22 protein-coding genes are annotated in these 21,895 nt (G+C 66.4%); 12 read left to right on the top strand and 10 right to left on the bottom strand.

Going from position 1 to position 21,895, the window contains the following annotated elements:
• Positions 1-28: 28 nt before the first annotated feature.
• Complete coding sequence (locus ACQR0W_RS28635) at positions 29-331, top strand: hypothetical protein (RefSeq protein WP_315716313.1); 303 nt, start codon at positions 29-31, stop codon at positions 329-331.
• A gap of 18 nt (positions 332-349) precedes the next feature.
• Here the strand turns inward: ACQR0W_RS28635 and ACQR0W_RS28630 are convergent, their stop codons facing one another.
• Together ACQR0W_RS28630 and ACQR0W_RS28625 are read right to left on the bottom strand one after the other, a co-directional pair.
• Complete coding sequence (locus ACQR0W_RS28630; RefSeq protein ID WP_316170773.1) at positions 350-1,531, bottom strand: hypothetical protein; 1,182 nt, start codon at positions 1,529-1,531, stop codon at positions 350-352.
• A 25-nt stretch (positions 1,532-1,556) separates the two neighbouring features.
• Positions 1,557-2,186 carry an NUDIX hydrolase gene (locus ACQR0W_RS28625; RefSeq protein WP_316170772.1) on the bottom strand — a complete coding sequence of 210 codons (630 nt, stop codon included), beginning with the start codon at positions 2,184-2,186 and terminating at the stop codon, positions 1,557-1,559.
• An 80-nt stretch (positions 2,187-2,266) separates the two neighbouring features.
• Between ACQR0W_RS28625 and ACQR0W_RS28620 the strand changes: the two genes are divergently transcribed.
• The 3 genes from ACQR0W_RS28620 (at position 2,267) to ACQR0W_RS28610 (ending at position 5,174) form a co-directional block, all read left to right on the top strand.
• Positions 2,267-2,689 carry a PaaI family thioesterase gene (locus ACQR0W_RS28620; protein WP_315716316.1) on the top strand — a complete coding sequence of 141 codons (423 nt, stop codon included), beginning with the start codon at positions 2,267-2,269 and terminating at the stop codon, positions 2,687-2,689.
• Between the two features lie 158 nt (positions 2,690-2,847).
• Positions 2,848-3,858, top strand: coding sequence for an aldo/keto reductase (locus ACQR0W_RS28615; protein WP_316170771.1), 1,011 nt, complete (start codon positions 2,848-2,850; stop codon positions 3,856-3,858).
• Between the two features lie 2 nt (positions 3,859-3,860).
• Entirely contained in the window at positions 3,861-5,174 is a 1,314-nt protein-coding gene (locus ACQR0W_RS28610) for a tetratricopeptide repeat protein (RefSeq protein ID WP_316165539.1), read from the top strand.
• Positions 5,175-5,180: 6 nt separating this feature from the next.
• On the opposite strand, the gene ACQR0W_RS28605 is transcribed toward ACQR0W_RS28610, so the two are convergent.
• Positions 5,181-6,146, bottom strand: coding sequence for an NAD(P)-dependent oxidoreductase (locus tag ACQR0W_RS28605; RefSeq protein WP_316170770.1), 966 nt, complete (start codon positions 6,144-6,146; stop codon positions 5,181-5,183).
• 155 nt (positions 6,147-6,301) lie between these two features.
• Positions 6,302-7,603, bottom strand: coding sequence for a M24 family metallopeptidase (locus ACQR0W_RS28600; protein ID WP_316170769.1), 1,302 nt, complete (start codon positions 7,601-7,603; stop codon positions 6,302-6,304).
• Between the two features lie 122 nt (positions 7,604-7,725).
• On the opposite strand from ACQR0W_RS28600, the gene ACQR0W_RS28595 reads away from it, so the two are divergent.
• From ACQR0W_RS28595 to ACQR0W_RS28585, 3 genes are read left to right on the top strand one after another with little or no spacing between them, the layout of a single operon-like run.
• Positions 7,726-8,787, top strand: a complete 1,062-nt coding sequence (locus ACQR0W_RS28595) for a LacI family DNA-binding transcriptional regulator (protein ID WP_316170768.1) — start codon at positions 7,726-7,728, stop codon at positions 8,785-8,787.
• Positions 8,788-8,844: 57 nt separating this feature from the next.
• Entirely contained in the window at positions 8,845-9,663 is an 819-nt protein-coding gene (locus ACQR0W_RS28590) for a CoA transferase subunit A (protein WP_316170767.1), read from the top strand.
• A complete protein-coding gene (locus ACQR0W_RS28585) occupies positions 9,660-10,409 on the top strand; it encodes a CoA-transferase (protein WP_316170766.1) in 750 nt (249 codons plus the stop codon). The genes ACQR0W_RS28590 and ACQR0W_RS28585 overlap by 4 nt, the downstream gene beginning before the upstream one ends.
• A 358-nt stretch (positions 10,410-10,767) precedes the next feature.
• On the opposite strand, the gene ACQR0W_RS28580 is transcribed toward ACQR0W_RS28585, so the two are convergent.
• Together ACQR0W_RS28580 and ACQR0W_RS28575 are read right to left on the bottom strand one after the other, a co-directional pair.
• Positions 10,768-11,226 (bottom strand): hypothetical protein, encoded by a 459-nt coding sequence (locus ACQR0W_RS28580; RefSeq protein ID WP_315716325.1) that lies wholly within the window; start codon positions 11,224-11,226, stop codon positions 10,768-10,770.
• A 112-nt stretch (positions 11,227-11,338) separates the two neighbouring features.
• A complete protein-coding gene (locus ACQR0W_RS28575; RefSeq protein ID WP_316170765.1) occupies positions 11,339-12,811 on the bottom strand; it encodes a radical SAM/SPASM domain-containing protein in 1,473 nt (490 codons plus the stop codon).
• 79 nt (positions 12,812-12,890) lie between these two features.
• Here ACQR0W_RS28575 and ACQR0W_RS28570 point away from each other — a divergent pair, with 79 nt between their 5' ends.
• The 4 genes from ACQR0W_RS28570 (at position 12,891) to ACQR0W_RS28555 (ending at position 15,276) form a co-directional block, all read left to right on the top strand.
• Entirely contained in the window at positions 12,891-13,352 is a 462-nt protein-coding gene (locus ACQR0W_RS28570; RefSeq protein WP_315716327.1) for a DUF1843 domain-containing protein, read from the top strand.
• Positions 13,353-13,455: 103 nt separating this feature from the next.
• Positions 13,456-13,842 carry a hypothetical protein gene (locus ACQR0W_RS28565; protein ID WP_434840872.1) on the top strand — a complete coding sequence of 129 codons (387 nt, stop codon included), beginning with the start codon at positions 13,456-13,458 and terminating at the stop codon, positions 13,840-13,842.
• 94 nt (positions 13,843-13,936) lie between these two features.
• Positions 13,937-14,365: a hypothetical protein gene (locus ACQR0W_RS28560; protein WP_315826541.1), complete on the top strand. Its 429-nt coding sequence runs from the start codon at positions 13,937-13,939 to the stop codon at positions 14,363-14,365.
• Positions 14,366-14,397: 32 nt separating this feature from the next.
• Positions 14,398-15,276 (top strand): caspase family protein, encoded by an 879-nt coding sequence (locus ACQR0W_RS28555; protein ID WP_316187192.1) that lies wholly within the window; start codon positions 14,398-14,400, stop codon positions 15,274-15,276.
• A 5-nt stretch (positions 15,277-15,281) separates the two neighbouring features.
• Here the strand turns inward: ACQR0W_RS28555 and ACQR0W_RS28550 are convergent, their stop codons facing one another.
• Positions 15,282-16,754 (bottom strand): N-acyl-D-amino-acid deacylase family protein, encoded by a 1,473-nt coding sequence (locus ACQR0W_RS28550; protein ID WP_316170763.1) that lies wholly within the window; start codon positions 16,752-16,754, stop codon positions 15,282-15,284.
• Positions 16,755-17,009: 255 nt separating this feature from the next.
• Between ACQR0W_RS28550 and ACQR0W_RS28545 the strand changes: the two genes are divergently transcribed.
• On the top strand, positions 17,010-18,047 hold the full coding sequence (locus ACQR0W_RS28545) for a zinc-dependent alcohol dehydrogenase family protein (protein ID WP_315826538.1): 1,038 nt from the start codon (positions 17,010-17,012) through the stop codon (positions 18,045-18,047).
• Between the two features lie 26 nt (positions 18,048-18,073).
• On the opposite strand, the gene glgA is transcribed toward ACQR0W_RS28545, so the two are convergent.
• The 3 genes from glgA to ACQR0W_RS28530 all read right to left on the bottom strand — a co-directional run bounded on the left by glgA (position 18,074) and on the right by ACQR0W_RS28530 (position 21,894).
• Complete coding sequence (gene glgA, locus ACQR0W_RS28540; RefSeq protein ID WP_316170762.1) at positions 18,074-19,540, bottom strand: glycogen synthase GlgA; 1,467 nt, start codon at positions 19,538-19,540, stop codon at positions 18,074-18,076.
• A complete protein-coding gene (gene glgC / locus ACQR0W_RS28535) occupies positions 19,537-20,802 on the bottom strand; it encodes a glucose-1-phosphate adenylyltransferase (RefSeq protein WP_316170761.1) in 1,266 nt (421 codons plus the stop codon). The genes glgA and glgC overlap by 4 nt, the downstream gene beginning before the upstream one ends.
• Before the next feature lie 144 nt (positions 20,803-20,946).
• Positions 20,947-21,894 carry a carbohydrate kinase family protein gene (locus ACQR0W_RS28530; RefSeq protein ID WP_316170760.1) on the bottom strand — a complete coding sequence of 316 codons (948 nt, stop codon included), beginning with the start codon at positions 21,892-21,894 and terminating at the stop codon, positions 20,947-20,949.
• Position 21,895: the final 1 nt, after the last annotated feature.

Genomic DNA, 21,895 nt, shown 5'->3' with positions numbered 1-21,895 from the left:
TTCGAGGCGACATCGATTGGAGGAGGACATGAAGAGCTTGGTTCTGAAAGCCCTGATCGCCCTCGGTGCGCTGGGTGCACTGACCAGCGCGGTGCGCGCGGCGCCACCGGAGCCGTGGGAGCTGAAGCCCGACATGGGCTACGCCTATGGCAAGGATGGCCGGACGCTCGCCTACAAGATGGGCACCAAGAACGCCGACATGCTGCTCAAGGGCGCCAAGAAGGTACCGAAGGGCACGCTGTTCTTCGTCGGCCAGAACGGTCAGCTCTACATGCGGACGGCCCCCTATCTCGACGGCGACGGCAGCTTCTCGTTCGGCGCGGATGAGTAAGGGCGAGCGAGCGCAGCCTCAGAACGCGGCCGCCAGCTCCTTGGCGCCGGGCAGGCTGCTGAGCGAGTCCATCCTGGAATCCGTCACCGCAAGCAGCTTCGCCACGGTGTTGTGGCGAACGGCGACCGGATTGCGCTCGTAGCCGCCGCGCTGGAAGAAGTTGGCGGTCGGAACCTGATCGCGCATCTCGAGCGGCATCGTCACCATGTCGAAGCCCGTGCCGTCGCCGGTGAGATTCATCATCTCGAGCTCGGCGGCCGAAAGCGGCCGCGTGTAGCCCTTGGCGCGTGCGAACAGCACCGAGGTCAAGAGCTTGTGGGTCTGCAGCATCGGCCCGACGTCGATGTCGAGCACCATCGCATGCATGGCCCAGCCTTGCGGCGTGTTGCCGATCTTCTCATGCGCCGACCAGTCGTCCGGCACGGAGCGCGCGATCGCGACCATCTTCTTCAGGACCGCGAGCTTGTGCTCCATCGCGCCGCGTGCCGGGCCGGACGTCCGCGCCACGCGTTCGCCGAGCAGGCGGATGAACAGCGGGCCCTGCTCGGCCAGCAGCTCGACGCTGTTGGTGGTCAAGAGCTGATTGTAGCCGATCGCGGTCGAGATCGCGCGGTTGCCCTTGAAGCCCGATTGCGAGTCGTGCTTGCCGTTGCCGCCGGTCTCGAAGGCATAGACGCGCACCGCCTGCTCGCGCGTCAGTCCCGACGCCGCGGCGAAGCGCGCATAGGCGCGCTTGAAATCGATGTCGTTGGCAGGGCGCTGCGGCGACCATTGGAAATGCTCCTGTGCCGCCTTGACGAGGTCGGCGACCACGGGGATGTATTTGCGCTCGCGCGGCTCGCCCTCAGGTTCCGGCTCGGGGTTCACCGGCCGCTTCGGCCCGGTGTAGACCGGCGGCTGCTCCAGCACATAGTCGTCGAGCCCAATCGGCTGGCGGTCGCGACGCTTGGCGTTGCGGATGCGGCGCTTATCGGAGATCGCCTTCCAATAGGCGCCCGCCTCCTGGTCGAACACCGCCCGCGCCTGCTGATATTCGGCGAGCCTGCGTTGGTACTCCGCGATCGCGGCGGGCGAGGCCATCTGGGCCAAGGCATCGCGCGGAGCTGCGACTGGCGCGGGTTCCCCGGCCAGCAATGGCGGTGCGCCCGCGACCGCGCAGGCGACAATCAGGACAAGCGTGCGAATCGGCTGATGAAGCATGCCGCCCTTGTAGCCGAAACGGCGGCTACTTCCAGGCAAACACCGGCTGTTCCAGCTCATGCACCCGGGTGTCGCGGCCGGACAGCACCTCGCGGAACTGATAGATCAGCGCTGCGGTGGGCGCGTGAATGAGGCCCTCGCGGGCGTGAAAGCGGATCACGCGCCGCGTGCTCTCGGGGATCACGGTGAAGTCGAACGCGTCGTCCGCCGTGATCGCATCCAGGCCGATCCGGTGCACCGAGGAGACCTCGTCCGGATTCGGCCGCAGCGTGCGGCCATTGGCCGCCCATACCACGACCGGGGTAATCAGATAGCCGGACCGTGTCGGATAGTCGTCGAGCAGGCCCAACACCGCATCCGGCGCCAGGATCAGCCCGAGCTCCTCTGCGAGCTCGCGCAGGGCGGCCTCGACCGTCGTTTCGCCGGCGTCGCAGCGTCCGCCCGGCAGTGCCCATTGCCCGCCATGGCTGCGCAGCCCTGCGGCACGCAGAGTGAGCAGCAGCGCCGTGTTGCCGGTCTCGTGGTGGGGGGCCAGCGCGATCACCACCGCCGCGCGCTTCAGCGAGGCCGCCGCCGCAGTCGCCTCCAGCCGCACGAAGCCCGCGCAGCAGCTTGCGATTTTCCGCCTGGTGGCATCGTCGAACGGCATCGGCATGCAGCTTGACTACACCAGGCCGGCGACAGATGAAACGACCTCCAGGCCGGCTCGGGCCACAACGGGAAGGGTCTTCAGCGATGACGAAATCGGCCGCGGCCAGGATGACGTCCGACGGCTGGGAGATCGTCGACACCTCCGGTTTCCTGCATCTGATCGGCCCGCTGTGGCAGCGGGTCGTCGGCGGTGTCCACGAGTACGCCATCGTCACCGAGGACAAGCACCACAACCGCCGCGGCCTGGTCCAGGGCGGCGTGATCATGACGCTGGCCGACCGCAGTTGTGGCATGACGGCCCGCTACGCCGCGGGCAAGGAGCACATGGCGACGATCCAGTTCGACACGCATTTCGTCGAGTCCGGCAAGATCGGCGAGACCCTGGTGTCGCGGCCGCATGTGGTGCGGATCACCCGCAGCCTGGTGTTCATCACCACCGAGGTCACGGCCGGACCTCGCGTGATCGCGATGGCCTCGGGCGTGTTCAAGATCTTGAAGAGCGAATAGGGGTCACTCGCTCCGCCGTCATTGCGAGGAGCGCAGCGACGAAGCAATCCAGGGTGGCGGAAAGGACTCTGGATTGCTTCGCTGCGCTCGCAATGACGCGTTGATGGGTTTATCGTCCTATCAAACCCATGCGCGCGTGTGGCAAGAATGAGGCATCAATGGACTATCGCCAGCTCGGCCGTTCCGGCCTGAAAGTGTCGCCGATCTGCCTGGGCACGATGATGTTCGGCGGTCCCACCGACGAGCCGGCATCCGCCCGCATCATCGCCAAAGCGCGCGACGCCGGCATCAACTTCATCGACACCGCGGATGCCTACAATAAAGGCGTCTCGGAAGAGGTGGTCGGCCGCGCCATCGCGCGCGAGCGCGACCGCTGGATCGTCGCCACCAAGCTCGCCAACCCGATGGGCGACGATCCCAACCGCGCCGGCCTGTCGCGGCGCTGGGTGCTGCGGGCTGCCGACGAAAGCCTGCGGCGGCTCGGCACCGGTCACATCGACATCTACTACCTGCACAAGGAAGATCACGCGACGCCGCTCGAGGAAACCGTGCGCGCGATCGGCGATCTCATGCGTGCCGGCAAGATCCGCTATTTCGGCGTCTCCAACTACCGCGCCTGGCGGCTCGCCGAGATCTGCAATCTCTGCGACGCCATCGGCATCGACCGCCCTGTCGTCAGCCAGCCGTACTACAATGCGATGAACCGGATGCCGGAGGTCGAGCACCTGCCGGCCTGCGGCTATTACGGCCTCGGCGTCGTGCCCTACAGCCCGCTGGCGCGCGGCGTGCTCACCGGAAAGTACAGCCCCGATGCGCCGCCGGACATGGACACCCGCGCCGGCCGCAACGATACGCGAATGATGCAGACCGAGTGGCGGCCCGAATCGTTGAAGCTGGCGCAGGAGATCAAGCGTCACGCCGAGACGAAGGGCTTCACGCCGGGACAGTTCGCCGTGTCCTGGGTGCTCAACTCCGCCTTCATCAGCTCCGTGATCGCGGGTCCGCGCACCGAGGCGCAATGGGACGATTACATCCGCGCGCTCGACTATCCCTTTGCCGCCGACGACGAGGCGCTGATCGACCGGCTGGTCGTGACCGGTCACGCCTCGACGCCGGGCTACAACGATCCGGCCTATCCGATCGAGGGCCGCAGGCCGCGGGTGGGCTAAAGATGGAGGAGGATCGCTACGGCCTGCCACTGTCGACCGCCTCCACTGACGCGGCCGCAGCCTATCGCGAGGGCATGGATCTGCTGCTCGCATTCTGGCCCGGGGCCATTGACGCGTTCGAGCGGGCGATCATGCTCGATCCGGAGTTCGCGCTGGCGCACGCGGCGCGTGCTCGCATCCACGCGATCTACATGCAGCGCGAGGCGGCGCTGCAGACCATCGCACGCGCCCGCGATCTCGCTGCCAAGCGCGGCACCCCGCGCGAGCAGAGCCATGTCGCGACCCTGGTGCTCGCCATCGAGGGACGCGGCACTGACGCGCTGACATCGACCCTGGCGCATCTGGCGAACTGGCCGCGGGACGCCATGATCATGGCGCTCCCGCTCGGCGCTTTCGGCCTGCTCGCCTTCTCCGGCCGCGCCGATCACGATGCCGCCCGCCGCGACCTCTGCGACCGCTTCGCCGCTGATTATGGCGAGGACTGGTGGTTCATGTCCAACCATGGCTGGGCCCTGACCGAGGCCGGCGAGTTGGCGAAGGGCCGCGCCGTCACCGAGCGCAGCTTCGCGCTGCGCCGGCACAACGCCTATGCCGTGCATGCGCTGCTGCATGCGATGTTCGAGGAAGGCGCGGTGGACGAGGCCGATGCGCTCGTCGAGGGGTGGATCGGCGACTATGACCGCACGGGAATGCTGCATGGCCATATCTGCTGGCACCAGGCGCTCGGCGCGCTGGACCGGGGCGATACCGACAAGGCGCGGGCGGTCTATACCGACGTGCTGGTGCCGACGATGGACTCGGCGCCCCCGCTCAACACCCTGTCCGACTGCGCCTCGCTGCTGTGGCGGCTGATGGCTGACGAGCAACCGGTGCCGCCCAACGCATGGGCCGACACGGCGGCCTATGCGAGCACGCGCTTCACGGGTTCGACCCTCGCCTTCGCCGAGATGCATCTGGTGATGATCGCGGCAGCAACGCATGACAGCGCCGCGCTCAAGGGACGCCTTGCCGCGATCGAGCGGCGGCAGGCCGAGGGCAGGCTGCCGGCCGGGCGCATCGTGCCGCACATGTTGCGGGCACTGCGTGCGTTCGCCGATGACAATTGGCGCGGATGCGCGCGCGAGCTTGCGCCCGTCATCGGCGATCTCCCCCGCATCGGCGGCAGCCACGCCCAGCGCGAGGTGATCGAGGACACCTACATCCTGGCGCTGATCCGCAGCGGCGCGCTGGCCCAGGCGCGAGACCTGCTCGATGCCCGCCTGCACCGCCGCCCCTCCGCGCGCGACACCCGCTGGCGGGCGCTCACCGCGAGCTGAGCCGGATTATCCCTCGGTCTCCAGCCCGGTCGGCATCGGCACATTCTCGGGCTGCAGCTTGAGGCCGGCGGCGAGCGCCACGGTCTCGAGCAGCGCGGCAAAATCCTTCTCCAGATAGCCGGCAGGATCGGCCTGCAGCGAGGCCGCGCCGACATGGGCCTGCAATGCCTCGCGCGTCGCGGCCGTCACCGGCATCGCGACGTCGAGCTGGCGCGCCGCCGACAGGCCGAGATCGAGATCCTTGCGCAGCAGCGGCGGCGTGAAGGTCGTGGTCCAGTCGAGATTGACCAGCGCGTTGCTCTTGTACTTCGTGAAAGTCGAGCCCATGACGCTGGCGTTCATGAAGTTCAGGAAGGCATGGCGCGGCACGCCGGCCTTCTGCGCCAGGATGGTGATCTCGGCGAGGTTCTGGATCACGACGCCGAGGAAGACATTGTGCGCGATCTTGCAGATGCGCGCGAGCTCGCCCTCGCCGACATAGGACACGCCGGAGACAGCGATCTTCGCCAGATAGGGTGCGATGACCTCGAATGCGGCCTTGGGGCCGGAGACGACCGACGACAGCTTGCCGGCCTTGACGCATTTGCCGTTGCCGGACACCGGCGCGCGCACGAACTCACAGCCCAGTCGAACGAGCCTGGCGGCGATCGCCTCCGACTGCTCGATGCCGATCGAGGAGCAGTCCACCAGGATCCGGGGACGCGATCCGGAACTGGCAGCCACCAGGCCGTTGTCGCCGAAATAGACCTGCTCGAGATCCTTGCCCGTCGACACCATCGTGAACACGATGTCGCACGCGGCGAGATCACGGGGATGATCGACGATCACGCCGCCTTTCGCCGCCAGCGGCTCGGCCTTGGCACGGGTGCGATTGTAGATCGACACCTTGTGGTCGGCCTTGAGCAGGCGCTCGGCCATCGGATAGCCCATGCGCCCCATGCCGATCCAGCCGAGCGAATGCGTCGTGGTCATTGTCGTCTCCTCGTCCTACTTATCACGGATGCGGTCATTGCGAGGAGCGAAGCGACGAAGCAATCCAGAGTCACGGATGCCGCCCTGGATTGCTTCGCTTCGCTCGCAATGACGAAAACACGAAGACCACTCTCCTGGTCGCACCGTCCGTTCGCTCAATAGCGGTTGGCGATCGGCAATTCCTCGGCCGGGAACAGCGTGATCACCTGACAGCCCTTGTCGGTGACCACCACCTCCTCCTCGATCCGCGCGGCCGAGAAGCCGTCGGTCGCCGGACAGTAGGTCTCGAGCGCGAACACCATCCCGGTCTTGATCTCCATCGGATTGTCCAGCGAGACCAGCCGCGAGATGATCGGGCGCTCATGCAGCGCGAGCCCGAGGCCGTGGCCGAACTGCAGGCCGAAGGCGGCCATCTCCGAGGGAAAGCCGAACTCCTCGGCCTTAGGCCAGACCTTGGCGACGGTGTCGGTCGAGACGCCCGGCTTGATCAGCGCGATCGCATGATCGAGCCATTCGCGGCACTGCTTGTAGGCGTCGTGCTGCGCCGGCGTGGCGCGGCCGACGTTGAAAGTGCGGTAGTAGCAGGTCCGGTAGCCCTGATAGGACTGCAGGATGTCGAAGAACGCCTGGTCGCCCGGACGCAGGATGCGGTCGGTGAAATTATGCGGATGCGGATTGCAGCGCTCACCGGAGATGGCATTGATCGCCTCGACGTCGTCGGAGCCCATCTCGTAGAGCATCTTGTTGGCAAGCGCGACGATGTCGTTCTCACGCACGCCCGGCTTCAGGTGCTCGTAGATCGAATGATAGACGCCGTCGACCATGGCCGCGGCCTGGTTGAGCAGCATGATCTCGTCGATGTTCTTGATCTCGCGCGCGTCCAGCATGACCTGCTGGCCATCGACCACCTTCATGCCGGCCTTCTGCAGCTCGAAGAACATCGCAGTTTCCGCAAGGTCGACACCGACCGGCATGTCGGCAACACCTGCAGCGCGCAAAAGGCTCATGACCTCCTCGGCATGCGCCTTCATCAGCCCGACCGCGGGCGGCACGGTGCCGCGCATCCCGAGCATGCCGGCGCGGCAGTTCTCCGGCGCCAGCCAGTCGCAGAACAGACGATGGTGGACGGCTGCCGAACCGAAATCCCACACGATCGGCTCGCCGTCGCCGGCCAGCAGCGCGAAACGGCACAGCTTGTCGCGCTCCCATTCGCCGATCTTGGTGCCGGACACGTAGCGAATATTGTTGACGTCGAACAGCAGCAGCGCACCATAGCCCGACGCCTTCAGCGCCGCGCGCGCCCGCGCCAGTCGGTAGCGCCGCAACCTGTCGAAATCGACGCGGCGCTCGAAATCCACCGAGACATGGCCATGCGACGGAATCGCCCGCCCCCAGCGCCAATGCGGATCGAGATGCTCCGGACTGACCAGATGCGGCTTCAACGCGCTGGCTGTCATGTGGACGTTTCCCATTGTGCTGTTGCAATCGATTGCAGAGCCGGATTTATTGCACGCACACAAAATGTGTCAAGGTACCGCGCGATCAAAACGTCGTTGCGCTGCGGCATCGGGGAGCGGGGATGAAACGGACGTCGCCATCGACAAGGAGCCCGCGCGCAACGGCGTCCTCACGCCCGACGATCAAGGACGTCGCCGCGCGCTGCGACGTGCATCCCTCCACGGTGTCGCGCGCGCTCAGCCCGGCCATGAAGCATCTGGTGGCGGGCGATGTCGTGGAGCGGATCCAGGCCGCCGCCAACGCGCTCGGCTATCGGCTGAACATGGCCGCCAAGGGCCTGCGCACCGGGCGCAGCGGCCTGATCGGTGTGCTCGCGCCCGATATCGCCGATCCCGGCTTCCCGCCCGTGCTGTCCGGCATCGCCGATCATCTCAACGCCGAGGGCTATGCGACGATCGTCGTCGACGTCGGCAGCAAGGGCTCGGAGCAGGATCTGGTCGACCGGCTGATTGCCCGCGGCGTCGACGGTCTGGTGCTGGCGACGGTGAGCTTGCGCGACGATGTCGTGAAGCACTGCCTGGACGCGGCGCTACCGGTGGTGCTGGTCAATCGCGTCGATGCCGCCGGACTCCTGCCCTCGGCAGCCAGCGACGATGCCGCCGGCATGCGTCTCGCCGTCCAGCATCTCGTCGCGCTCGGCCACCGCTGCATCGGTCACGTCGCGGGCCCGCAGCACATCTCGACCGGTGCACGGCGCCGCGCCGGCTTCGAGGCCAGCATCAGGGTCGCGGGACTGTCCGCCCGCCATGCGCCGGTCGAAGCCGTCGAAGCCTATACGCGGGCGGCGGGTCGCGAGGCTGCGCTGCGCCTGCTCGCGCGGCGGACGCGTCCGACCGCGATCGTCGCCGCCAATGATCTGCTGGCGCTCGGCGTCTATGACGCGCTCGCCGCGCGCGGCCTGACCTGCCCCGGTGATATCTCCGTGGTCGGCCACAACGACATGCCGTTCGTCGACATGGTCGCGCCGCCGCTGACCACGGTGCGGATCGCCCAGCGCGACATGGGGGAAGCCGCGGCGCGGCTGCTGCTCGACCGCCTTGCCGGGCGCGAGGCAGCGACCGACCACATCGTCCTGGCGCCGGAGCTCATCATCCGCGGCTCGACGATCGCATACCAGCACTGACAGGTCCGCGGGGCATCGCTAAACTGCGCGGCAAAGCAACAACGGGAGGATACGCCGATGACGGAGATGGTCGGTCTGGAGGCGCTCGTCGCATCCATCGCACCGGGGCAATCGATCGCGATCCCGGTCGACCGTGCCGGCGTCTCGATGGCGGCGACGGCGGCCATGATCGAGGCCGGCCTCACCGGACTGCATCTCGTCTGCGTGCCGATATCAGGCCTCCAGGCCGATCTGCTGATCGGCGCCGGCGTGGCCGCGGTGGTGGAAACCAGCGCCGTCTCGCTCGGCGAGGCCGGCGGCGCACCGCGCTTCGTCTCGGCCGTGCGCGACGGCAGCATCCGCCTGCGCGATGCCACCTGCCCTGCGATCCATGCCGGCCTGCTGGCCGGGCAGAAGGGCGTGCCGTTCATGCCGATCGCAGGCATCATCGGCAGCGATCTGCTGCAGGTCCGCCCCGATTGGAAGGTGATCGACAGTCCGGTCGGCGAGCCCGGCAAGGTGGTCGTGGTGCCGGCGATCACGCCCGACGTGGCGCTGTTTCATGCTCCCGAGGCCGACCGCTTCGGCAATGTCCGCATCGGTCGCTACCGCGAGCTGGCGACGATGGCCTATGCGGCGAAGCGCACGCTGGTCACCGTCGAGCGCATCGTCGATCGCGATTTGATGGCAACCGAAGACTCGGCGGCCGGCGTGCTGCCGGCGCTGTATGTCGATGCCATCGCGGTGGCCGCGAACGGGGCCTGGCCGCTGCCGCTGTGGGATGAATACGAGACCGATGGCGCAGAGCTGGCGCGCTACGCCGCGATGGCGCGCACCGACGAGGGCTTTCGCAGCTATCTCTCCGCCTTCCTGACCCGCTGCAAGGAGGTGGCATGACCATGCACGATGAACGCGCGCGCAAGGAGCTGCTGATCACCACCATCGCCGACCTGCTCGATGGCATCCGCCATGTCGCTGTCGGCGCCTCGTCGCCGATCCCGGCGGCCGGCGCGATGCTGCTGCGCGCACGGAACTCGCAAGCGGGCAAGCCGCCGGTCCGCATCTCGATCCTCGGCTCGAGCCGGCACAATTTCTTCACCAATGGTGGCGTCGAGCTGTTCGACTGCGCCGCGCAGGGCCGCGTCGACGCGTTCTTTCTCGGCGGCGGTCAGATCGACGGCAGCGGCAACATCAACCTGGTCGGCACCGGCGACTATCCGCGGATGGATGTGCGCTGGCCGGGCTCGTTCGGCTCGGCCTATCTCTACCATCTCATTCCGCGGGTGATCCTGTTTCGCGAAGAGCATTCGCCGCGCGTGTTGGTGCCGAAGGTGGATTTCGTCAGCGCCGCCGCGACCACGCCGGAGGTGAAGCGGCGCGGCGGCCCGCAGGCGCTGCTGACCAATCTGGCGCTGTTCGATTTCGACCGCGAGCGCGGCAGCTTCCGGCTGCGCTCGGTGCACCCAGGCTACTCCGCCGACGACGTGCGCGATCGCACCGGATTCGATTATACGGTGCCGGAGATCGTGCCGCCCACGCCCGCGCCGGACCGGGCGACGGTCGAGCTGATCCGCGGCCGGATCCTCGACGAGCTCGCCGAATGCTATCCGGAATTCGCGCGCGCGATGGCTGCAGCGGCTTAGCTAGCGATCCAGGCTACGCCTGTTCATGCTGGTGCCGACGCCAAAATTGGATCGCCAATTGGATGGATAGGCCACCGCGCGCCGCGGGGCGGGCATTTTGAACTCGGCAAATCCGCCAAGGCTCAAATGGACGAACGAGTAAGAAAACTCAGGCCCATCGCCATTCCGCTGAGCTATGCTGCGACCGGAACGGTTTGCCGCCACTGGTAGCGGCGGGTCTGGCGCACGCGCCGTCCACGATGCCCGGGGGGCCAAAGCCGCCCGTCGACTCGGTCGGCATCATGCGATGCCGCGCCGGTGAAACCGGCGCACGGGCAAGCCGCGCGCCGCCTTCAGCGTTGATCAGTTTCACTGTTGATCAGTGACGTGCCGCCGCAGCACCGGCATAGACACCGGCAATGAAGGCCGCCGCCGCTCCGGCAACGGGCGCCAGCGCCGGAACGAACTTCGCGCCTGCCGCAGTATCGATGATCTGCTGCAGCGCATTGCCGTCCTTGGCCTGGGCGGACTCCTGGTAGATGCGCGTTGCGGCTGCTTCGATCTCGGCGAAGGTCGCCGTGCAGATCACCTTGTCGATGCCCTGATACGATACAGGTCCGGCTTTGCTGTCGTGAAGGTATTGATGCGTGAGTTGCAGGCCACCGCCGATGATCGCTCCTGCGGCTGCAGCGCCGAGCGCCAGCACGGCGGGCGCGATCTTCGGCCCGAATTCCTTCGCGCCCGCTGCTCCTGCTTCAGCGAACGCCAGAGCCGGCATGTGCAGCCAGGACACGGGAATGTTCGCCAGCGCGGCTCTGACGTCTTCATTTGCATTCATGGGATACTCTCCTCGGTTGGGTTTGATTGGACCAGACGACTTTCGCCAGCGCCTTCCCGCGGCCGCAGGTACCGACGAACGACTCCGCTCAACCTGCGGAGGCGCCCTTCGGTCAGGCGGGCGCCGCGATACGGCGCAGGATTTGTTCGATCTCGTTGTGGTGGTGCATGACGCGTTGCACGACCCGCACGTGATCATCGGCACTGTTCGTTGCGTCCGCGCCTGCGTGGCAATGCGGGCATTCCGGCTCTCCCTGATAGAAGAAGTGCTTGCAGGACTCGCAGAGCAGCAGCTGGTCCAGCCTCGCCGCCGCGTCAGGCGCGAGATCCTGGAACTCGTCGCTCGCGTACACTTCCTGGCCGTATCGGCGGCCGTGGGCGTCCTCGATCATGATGTCGAAGCAGCCATGGTCGAACGGCTGTCGTCCCGATGGCCTCGTCCGCTGCACGATCACCTCGCGCCAGCCGCGTTCGGCCAGCCGCAATACCCGGTAGTGGCAGAACGGATTGTTGCCAGGCCGTCCCGACAGCACGTGCGTGGTCCAACTGCACCCGGCGCGGCACATCGGACCGTAGTAGCATTTGGCGCAGAACCCCCAGCGGCGCCCGCGGCTCTCGTCGAGATCGCGCATGAAACGCAGTTCGGCGCTGTCGTTCCAGATGTCGGTAAATGATCGATCGCGGATATTGCCGCCGACATAGGCGGCCGTGGGGAGCGACGGGCAGCCCTTGATGGCGCCGTCAGCCTCGATTCCCAGGCCAGCCCGTCCGGCCTGGCAGCCGCCGTAGTATTCGAATCGTCCGGAGGTACTGCGCCAAGCCGCTTCGTATGGGCCAAAATACCCGATGTTGTTACCGGGCATAAGCTGCAGGCCGCGATCGAGGCCCTCTTCGAACAGTGCAAACAGCTCCGGCATCAGCGCAGCGAGATCGAAGGGCTGCAGCAGCAAGGATGGAGCATCGGCCGCATTGCCCATGGGCACGGTGAGCTGAATCTGCCAGGCGGAGGCCCCGGCGTCGATGATCGTATCGAAAATGTCGCGCAGGCCGCCCAGGGTAAGACGATTGACCTGCGAGTTGGCGGTCGCCATCAGCCCATGCTTTCGCGCGTTCCGGATCGCGGCCACCGCTTGGCCGTGGCTGCCCTTGATACCGCGGAGCCGATCATGTGTAGCGGCCGGGCCGTCGATGGAAACGCCGACGGTCTTGAGTCCGGCGCGCGCGGCTGCTTCGATCTTCGCTTCCGTGAGTGCCCGGGCGCCGGTCTGCAGGCCGCAGACAATGCCGTTGCGAGTGATCTCCTCGACGAGGACCAGCCAATCGGGGCGGAGGTAAGCTTCGCCGCCGATCAGAACGATCTCCTTCGTGCCAGCGCGCGCAAGTTCGCCAATCAGAGCGATGCATTCCGCGGTGGTCAGTTCGTCATTGCGAGGTGCGCCGGCCCGGGACCCGCAATGGCTGCACTTCAGGTTGCAGAGGAGCGTGATCTCCCAGACCACATAGCGCGGTTGAGCGGTAGGCAAGCCGCCGGAAGGGATTGATCGGACCGGCATCTCGGTATCGGCGTGGGGTACACGAGAGAACATGAAATTTGCCGCGACATCGTTGACGATTGGTATCGTAAAATACTAACCTTAGATTGTATAGAGGACGAGGGAGGCGAATTTGGCGAAGGAAGGCGTTCCAGGCGGAGTGGTGCCTCTGTACGGCCTTGCGATCGGCAATGCGCTCGCAAGTGGCGGTATCACTCTGGACGAGTTGGTCACATTGCGCTCGCACGCGAAGGCGATCGTCGACGCTCAAGGCGATCTGGTTTCTGCGGTGAACGCGCTCGACGAGGAAATCGTCAAGCGCGGCGGACAGGCGGCCGCCAAGGGCGCGGCGCCTGCCGAGGTCGTGCCATCCGAACGCTTCACCGTGCAGATCACCGGCCTTCCGATCGAGCCACAGGCGAGACAGAGCATCGAGCAGGCCGTCAATAATGCGGTGAAGGCTGCCATTGCCGCTCACGATAGCGGCGGCGACCTGAAGATCACGGCGTTGTCTCAAATCCAATCGTTCGGGGGAACGCACGGCGGCGCCACTGCGGGTCTGATCGCCACGATCGATCTTCAGTCAGCGCCTTGAAGGTCTGGAGGAGGACATCATGACCGAGAAGAGTACAGCTGGCGGAATCGCATCCTTCGCCGGTGGAGCAATCATGGTCTATGGCGTTGCCATTGGCAACGCGTTGGCGGCGGCCGTCAAAGGGCCCGCATCCATCGACGATCTGGTGTCGTTGCGCGACCATGCGCGCCAGATCGTCGGCGTCCAGGGTGATCTTGTCGCTGCGCTGGCCGCTTTGGACGCTGAGATTGCGAAGCGTGGAGGCGCCAAGGCGGCGCCGGCGCCGGAGATGGAGCGCTTCGTCGCTCAGATCGATGGCGGTCCGCTCTCCGGCCAGTTGAAGTCTGAGATCGAGCAAGCCATTCAGAAGGCGGTGACGGCTGAAATCGCAAAGCTCGATACGCGCGGCGACATGGTTGCGACGCCGCTGTCGCAGATCAAGGCGTTCGGAGCGGGACCTGGCTCCCACATTTACGGAGCTGTCTATCGACCGAAGCTGGATAATCCCTGAGTGCGGTCGAATGCCCGGCACACGTTCGGATCACGGCGATGTCCAGACCAAGCAAGCCGGGCGAGGCGAGAGCTAATCGAGAGGCGTTCAGGCGATGTCCGATGCAGCATCCGTGAAGCCGAAGTCGGTGCCGATGTGCCCGAGTTCGCGCTGCGCCGACGGCAACACGCTGCTCGGCATCGTCAATGCCGAGGGCCGGATCGATTTCATTCCCGAGCGCTTCGAGGTCGACGCCGCCTTCGTCGCGATCGCCCGGCAGGGACGTCCGCCGGAACAGCGCTTCCGCTTCTCGTCGCCGTGCCTCGCGCGCGGCTGCGGAAAGTGGGACGGCAAGCGCTGTGGTGTCGCCAAGATCCTGAACGAGCACGGGCTGGAGCTCTTGCCGAATGAGCGGACCGTGGCGCTGCCGCGGTGTTCGATCCGCGCGAACTGCCGTTGGCACGGCGACTACGGCGATGCGATCTGCGCGGTCTGCGCCTGGGTGGTCACGGAAAGCGGCAATCGGCTCGAACCGCCGGCTTGATGTTTGCGAGCCGAGACATCAGGGGGACGGAAATGGCCAAGGGCATTTCGCTGCATATCGGTCTCAATCGGCTGGATCCGAAGCACTATGCTGGGTGGGACGGCAAGCTGAACGCCTGTGAGAATGATGCGCGCGCAATGGAGGCGATTGCGAAGACGGCGGGCTATCGGACCGGCATTCTGCTCAGCGAGCAGGCCACGCGCGGCGCCGTGACCGACATGCTGACGATGGCCGCCCGCGACTTGAACAGCGGAGACATTCTGCTGCTGACCTATTCGGGCCACGGCAGCCAGGTTCCGGACCTCGATGGTGACGAGATCGACGCACTCGATGAGACCTGGTGCCTCTATGACGGACAGATGATCGATGATGAACTCTATCGCGTGTACGGCGCGATCGCCGATGGTGTTCGTGTTCTGATTCTCTCCGATTCCTGCCATAGCGGCACTGTGGCCAAGGTGAGCTACTACGAGATGGCGCAGGCCGCCGGCTTCGCGGGGAATTTGGATATCGCCGTGGCCGGCAGGGCCGCGACGAAAGGGATCAGCTATGCGCCCAAGTTCTTGCCGCAGGATATCGCCCTTCGTACTTATGAGCAGAACCGCGCATTTTATGAAGCCATCGGCCGGGCCGCAAAGGGCGCGCCGGGTGCGGAGTCGAGGGATGTCGCCAAGGCCAGCATCCGTCTGATCTCGGGCTGCCAGGACAATCAGGTGTCATTCGATGGCGCCATCAACAGCGTCTTCACCGCGGCGCTGCTGCTGGTCTGGGCGAACGGTCAATTCAAGGGCAACTACAACGATTTCCACCTTCAGATTCAGCGCAAGATGCTGCCGACGCAATCGCCGAACCATTACAGGATCGGCAAGGAAGATCGTGAGTACGACAGCCAGCGCCCGTTCACGATCTAGCTAGATCACTGCCGTGATCCGCGCGTGATCACCTGCCCCGCACGCGCCTTCTGGTGCGTGCCCTGCCACCAGGTCAGCGCGCCATTGACGATGACGGCCTCGATGCCGGCGGCCGGCACGCAGGGGGCATCATAGGTCGCGCTGTCCCGGACGCTGGCGGCATCGAAGATCGTGATGTCGGCATGGTTGCCGACCGCGATCGTGCCGCGTCCCTCGACGCCGAAATTCTGCGCGGTCAGCCCGCTCATCTTCCACACCGCGGTCTCCAGCGAGAACAGCTCGAGCTCGCGGCAGTAGTAGCCGAGCACGCGCGGGAACGTGCCCCAGAGCCGCGGATGCGGACGCTCGCCGAACGGCAGGCCGTCGGAGCCGATCATGGTGGGCTCGAAGGCGAGGATGGTCTGCACGTCGGCCTCGTCCATCGCGAAGTAGATCGCCGACGCCGGCTGCAGCCGCTTGGCGGCTTCGAGCCGCTCGACGCCCCAGCCAGCGGCGATGTCGGCGAGATCCCGACCCGCCATTTCCGGATGGGGTCCGGAGGCCGCGACGACGACCTTGACCTGCAGCTTGGCCGGGTCGGTGTGCAGCATGGTCGACGAGGCGTTGTAGGGATAGCAGTCGAGTGCGACGCATTGGCAGCTCATCGCCTTCGTGATCAGCGGCAGCGTCTCCCTGGTGCGGCCGAAATTCGCTGGCCCCACCACCTTGTGATGCGAGATCACGACCTGGACGTCGAGCGCCTTGCCGATGGCAAAGCTCTCCTCCAGCGACTGGATCACCTCGTTCGCCTCGTTGCGCATATGCGTGGCATAGACGCCGCCGCTGCCTGTGAGCGGACGGCACACCTCGATGATCTCCTCGGTCGGCGCCGCCTCCGCCGGCGGATAGAACGTCCCGGTCGAGACGCCGATGGCGCCGGCGTCGAGCGCCTCCTGCACATGCGCGCGCATCTCGGCGATCTCCACGTCCGTCGCGGCCCGGCCGAGGTCGCTCACGACCGACGCACGCAGCGCGGTGTGGCCGACCATGGGCGCCACGTTGACCGCCGCGGGCGCCGTGCGCAGCGCGGCGACGTAGTCGGCGAACGCGGCATACTCGACCACCTGTCCCTCGCTCGGCGATAGCAAGCCGAGCGGCATCGGCCGCGGCGAGCCCGGCTTCAGCGGCGCGATGCTGACGCCGCAATTGCCGGTCACGACGGAGGTCACCCCCTGCGAGACCTTGCAGGTCATGTCGGGATCGACCAGCACGGCGCTGTCGTCATGGGTGTGGGAGTCGATGAAGCCCGGAGCAACGATGAGGCCGGTGGCGTCGATCTCCCGCCTGGCTCGCCGGCCGTCAAGCCCGCCGATGGCGACGATGCGGCCGTCCTTGATGCCGACATCCGCCTCGAAGCGTGGCGCACGCGTGCCGTCGATGACGGTGCCGCCGCGGATGATCAGGTCGAAGGACTCGGACGAAGGCTGGTTGTCGGTCATGAAATCTCACGCGGAATTGTAGGAAGCCGGGAGACTATCCGCGAGCCGCACCGATGCGTCCAGAGCGATGCGCATGTGATCCGAGCCGGGCTGGACTGCATTGGAGGCGCGACGCGCGTCCGCCGTCGCCTTTCGTCCTGGCCACCCGGGACACACGATAGTGATAGGGACTCTGGCCAGGATTGATACGCCTCAACGGCGCGCGACCTCTCTGGCGCCATCCATCCTCCGGGAAGCAACCTGCGGAGGTACGTCATGAAAGCCCTGGTCTATCATGGTCCCGGCCAGAAATCTCTCGACGAGCGCCCGAAGCCGACCATCATCGAGCCTGGCGATGCGGTGGTCAAAATCCTGAAGACGACGATCTGCGGCACCGACCTTCACATTCTCAAGGGTGACGTGCCGACATGTACACCGGGCCGCATTCTCGGCCACGAGGGCGTCGGCGTGGTCGACGCGGTTGGCAGCGCCGTGCGCGCGTTCAAGCCGGGCGACCACGTCATCATCTCCTGCATCTCGGCCTGCGGAACCTGCGACTATTGCCGGCGCGGCATGTATTCGCATTGCCGCCATGGCGGCTGGATCCTCGGCAACAAGATCGACGGCACGCAGGCGGAGTATGTTCGCACCCCTCACGCCGACACCAGCCTCTACCACGTGCCTCCTGGGACTGAGGAGGATGCGCTGGTGATGTTGAGCGACATCCTGCCGACCGGTTTCGAATGCGGCGTGCTCAACGGCAAGGTCGAGCCGGGATCGGCGGTGGCGATCGTCGGCGCCGGCCCGATCGGATTGGCGGCGCTGCTGACGGCACAGTTCTATTCGCCGGCCGAGATCATCATGATCGACCTCGACGACAACCGGCTCGAGGTCGCCACTCGCTTCGGCGCCACCAGCGTCGTCAACAACGCCGACGGCAAGGCCGTCGAGAAGGTCCTGGCGCTGACGAATGGCCGCGGCGTCGACACCGCGATCGAGGCAGTCGGCATGCCCGCCACGTTCGTGACCTGCGAGGACATCATCGCCCCCGGCGGCACCATTGCCAATGTCGGCGTGCATGGGGTCAAGGCCGACCTGCATCTGGAGAAGCTGTGGGACCGCAACATCGCGATCACGACGCGGCTGGTCGATACGGTGACGACGCCGATGCTGCTGAAGACGGTGCAGTCGCGCAAGCTCGAACCGAAGCGGCTGATCACCCATCGCTTCAGGCTTGATCAGATCCTCGATGCCTACGAGACGTTCGGCGCCGCGGCCAAGACCCATGCGTTGAAGGTTCTCATCGAGGCATAGGCCTCCCGACCCGTACGCCGTGGCGCTCAGCCTGCCGGACGCCGCTGCGCGACGATCTGCCGGTAGAGTTCGGCGTAACGGCCGGCGCGGTGGCGCCAGGAGACGTCGGTCAGCATCGCATTGAGCTGCATGCGGGTCCAGTTCGAGGCGTTGCTGCGCGCGGCGTAGAAGGCCGCAGCGGCGCGGCGCAGGGTCTGATCGAGCGCCTCCGCTGTCACGGACGCGCACTTGAACCCGGTTGCGGCGACGCCGGCCTCGGTCTCGTCAATGACGGTGTCGGCAAGACCGCCCACCGCAGTGACGATCGGCAGCGCGCCGTAGCGCAGGGCGCAGAGCTGCGTCAGCCCGCACGGCTCGAACCGCGACGGCACCACCAGCGCATCGCAGCCGGCCTGGATGAGATGCGCCAAGCCCTCGTCGTAGCCGATGACGACGCCGATCTTTGCGGGATCGTTCGCGGCCGCGGCACGGAACGCGTCGCGCAGCTCGGCCTCGCCGTCGCCGAGCAGCGCCAGCTGGATGCCGCTACTGGTCAAGGTCGGCAGGCAGGACAGCAGCAGGTCGAGCCCCTTCTGCGAGGTCAACCGGCTGACGACGCCGAGCAGGAACGTCTCCGGCGCCACCTGCAGGCCCATGCGCGCCTGCAGCGCGGCCTTGTTGGGCACCCGCGCCTCGATCCGGTCGATGCCGAAATGCGAGGCGATCGCCGGATCGCTGCCGGGATCCCACACCGCCGTGTCGATCCCGTTCAGGATGCCGACGAGGTCGGACGCACGCTGACGCAGCAGGCCGCCGAGGCCCATGCCCTGCTCGTCGCTCTGGATTTCCCGCGCATAGGTCGGCGACACCGTCGTGATCTTGTCGGCGAATTGCAGTCCCGCCTTGAGGAAGCTGATGTCGCCGTAATATTCGAGGCCGTAGATCGAGAAGGATTCCGGCGGCAGGCCGAGCGGCGGCAGGAAGTGGCGCGGAAAGCGGCCCTGGAACGCCAGATTGTGCACGGTCACGACCGTGCCGGGATGCGGCCGGTGGCTGTACAGCAGATAGGCCGGCACCAGCCCAGCCTGCCAGTCGTGGCCGTGGACGACATCGGGCACGAAAGCCGGCACCGCGCCGAGCCCGATATAGGACGCCGCGCGGGCCAGTGCCGCGAAGCGGAACGCATTGTCCGGCCAGTCCTTGCCGTCGGGCCCCAGATAGGGGTTGCCCTCGCGGTCGTAGAGATGCGGCGCGTCGAGCACGAACAGGTCGAGCGCGCCATGGCTGCCGCCGAGCAGCCGGGCGTTGCCGCCGAAGAAGTTCGGCAGCGAGCTGATCTCGCTGGCCTGCTCCAGCGCCTTCATGACTGCGGGATAACCCGGGATCAGCGTGCGGACCTCGACGTCCTCCGCCATCAGCGCCCACGGCAGGGCGCCGACGACATCGGCGAGGCCGCCCGTCTTGACGATGGGATAGACCTCCGACGCAACCGACAGAACGCGCAGTGGCGTCATGAATTGAGCCCGTCGATCATCGGCTGGGTAATCAAGGTCACGCCGTTCTCCGTGGTCCTGAACCGCTTGGCGTCGAATTCCGGATCTTCGCCGACCACCAGCCCCTCCGGAATCTGCACGCCGCGATCGACCACCACGTTGGTCAGGCGCGCATGGCGCGCGACGTTGACGTAGGGCAACAGCACCGCGTTCTGCAGCTTGGCATAGGAATGCAGATGAGCACCGGTGAACAGCAGCGAGCGCTGCACCTGGGCGCCGGAGACGATGCAGCCCCCGGACACCAGGGAGCAGGTCGCCTCGCCGCGGCGTCCATCCGTGTCATGGACGAACTTGGCCGGCGGCGTGATCTCAGAATAGGTCCAGAGCGGCCAGGAGCGATCGTAGAGATCGAGCTCGGGCACGACGTCCGTCAGATCCAGATTGGCCGCCCAATACGCGTCCACCGTTCCAACGTCGCGCCAGTAGCTGCCCTGATCGTGGGCGGCGCGGACACAGGAGCGCGAGAACTGGTGCGCCACGGCGCGGCCGTTCCTGACGATGTAGGGAATGATGTCGCGGCCGAAATCATGGTTGGAGTTCGGGTCCGCGGCGTCGCGCTTCAGCTCCTCGAACAGGAATTTGGCGTCGAACACGTAGATGCCCATGCTCGCGAGCGACTTGTCGGGCTTGCCCGGCATCGGCGGCGGATCGGCCGGCTTCTCGATGAAATCGCGGATCGTGTCGTCCTCATTGATGTGCATGACGCCGAAGCCTGAGGAGTCCTCGCGCGGCATCTCCAGGCAGCCGACGGTGACGTCGGCGCGCTGGTCGACATGCTGCTGCAGCATCAGCTCGTAGTCCATCTTGTAGATGTGGTCGCCGGCCAGCACGACGATGTATTTCGTGTTGTAGGTCTCGAGAATGTCGATGTTCTGGTACACGGCGTCGGCCGTGCCGACGTACCACATCGTCTCGGAGACGCGCTGGCTCGCCGGCAGGATGTCGAAGCTCTCGTTGCGCTCGGGGCGGAAGAAGTTCCAGCCCATCTGCAGATGCCGGATCAGGCTGTGCGCCTTGTACTGTGTCGCCACGGCGATGCGCCGGATGCCGGAATTGACGGCGTTCGACAGCGCGAAATCGATGATGCGCGACTTGCCGCCGAAATAGACGGCGGGCTTGGCGCGCCGGTCGGTCAGCTCCAGCAGCCGGCTGCCGCGTCCGCCAGCCAACACGAAGGCCAGCGCGTGACGGGACAGCGGCTCGGTCCGTGCGGCGGGTGCCATGGTTCTCCTCCCTGCAACTCTTTGTCGCGTCAAGATTTCCGCGGCCCGGGCAGAGGAGTCTCGCGATCGCGCTTCCTCGTCCGGTACTCACATATGACGGGGGAACAGCCAACCAGTTCCCAATGACGAGTGCAATGGGGAGCTTCAGCCCAGGCGATCCCAGGTTGCAGCCACGTCGTCCCAGCGCGGCGGGTCGGCGCCCTCGCGGGTGCAGGTCACGGCCGCACAGGCTGCGGCAAAGGCGAGCGCCTTGCGCATTTCGGTCTGGCTCAATCCGCTCAGGGCCTCCCGGTCGATGCGGCCGAGCTTGCGCAGCGCGAACAACAGCCCCGCCTGGAAGGAGTCGCCGGCGCCGATCGTATCGACCACCTCGATCGCGGGGACCGCGACCTCGACCGCGCCGGCCTGCGCATGCCAGCCGAGCGCCCCCTTGGGACCCCGCGTGACGACGACCAGGCTGGTGCCGCGCGCCAGCAGCGCGTCCGCCCGCGCAGCGTAGTCATCGTGGCCATGCAGATAGTCGAAATCGACATCCGACATCTTGATCAGGTCGGCGCTCGCGGCGAACACATCCATGTCAGCGCGGTAGCCGGCCTTATCAGTCACCAGATTCGGACGGCAGTTCGGGTCGAAGGAGATCGTCACCGCGCCCTGCGTGGCGGCGATCAGCGCACGGGTCTCCGCGGCACCGAGATCGTGGATCAGCGTGGTCGATCCGACATGGATGGCGTCGATGTCTCCAAAGGCAATACTGCCTGGCCGGAACGTCCACTTCCGCGCGGCGGTCTCGGCGTCGTAGAAGGCATACTGCGCCTCGCTGCCGACATGGCGCACGAAAGCGAGCGTGGTCTGGTCCGGGCTGCGCGTGGCGTAGCCGAGGTCGACGTTCGAGCCTTGGGCATGCGCCGCGATCATGGTGCCGAACAGGTCGGTCGAGATGCCTCCGACGAAGCCCGTGGGCGCGCCGAGCCGCGCCACGCCGACGGCGACGTTCAGGCAGGAGCCGCCGACCACTGGCCGCAAGGCATCGCGCCCGTCGGCCAATCTGGCCGGGACGAAATCGATCAGCGCATCGCCGCAGCTCAGGATCATG

The organism is Bradyrhizobium sp. HKCCYLRH1034 (assembly GCF_051168375.1).
GTDB lineage: Bacteria > Pseudomonadota > Alphaproteobacteria > Rhizobiales > Xanthobacteraceae > Bradyrhizobium.
The sequence above is the reverse complement of the archived record's forward strand: the minus strand, read 5'-3'. Positions and strand labels throughout refer to the sequence as shown.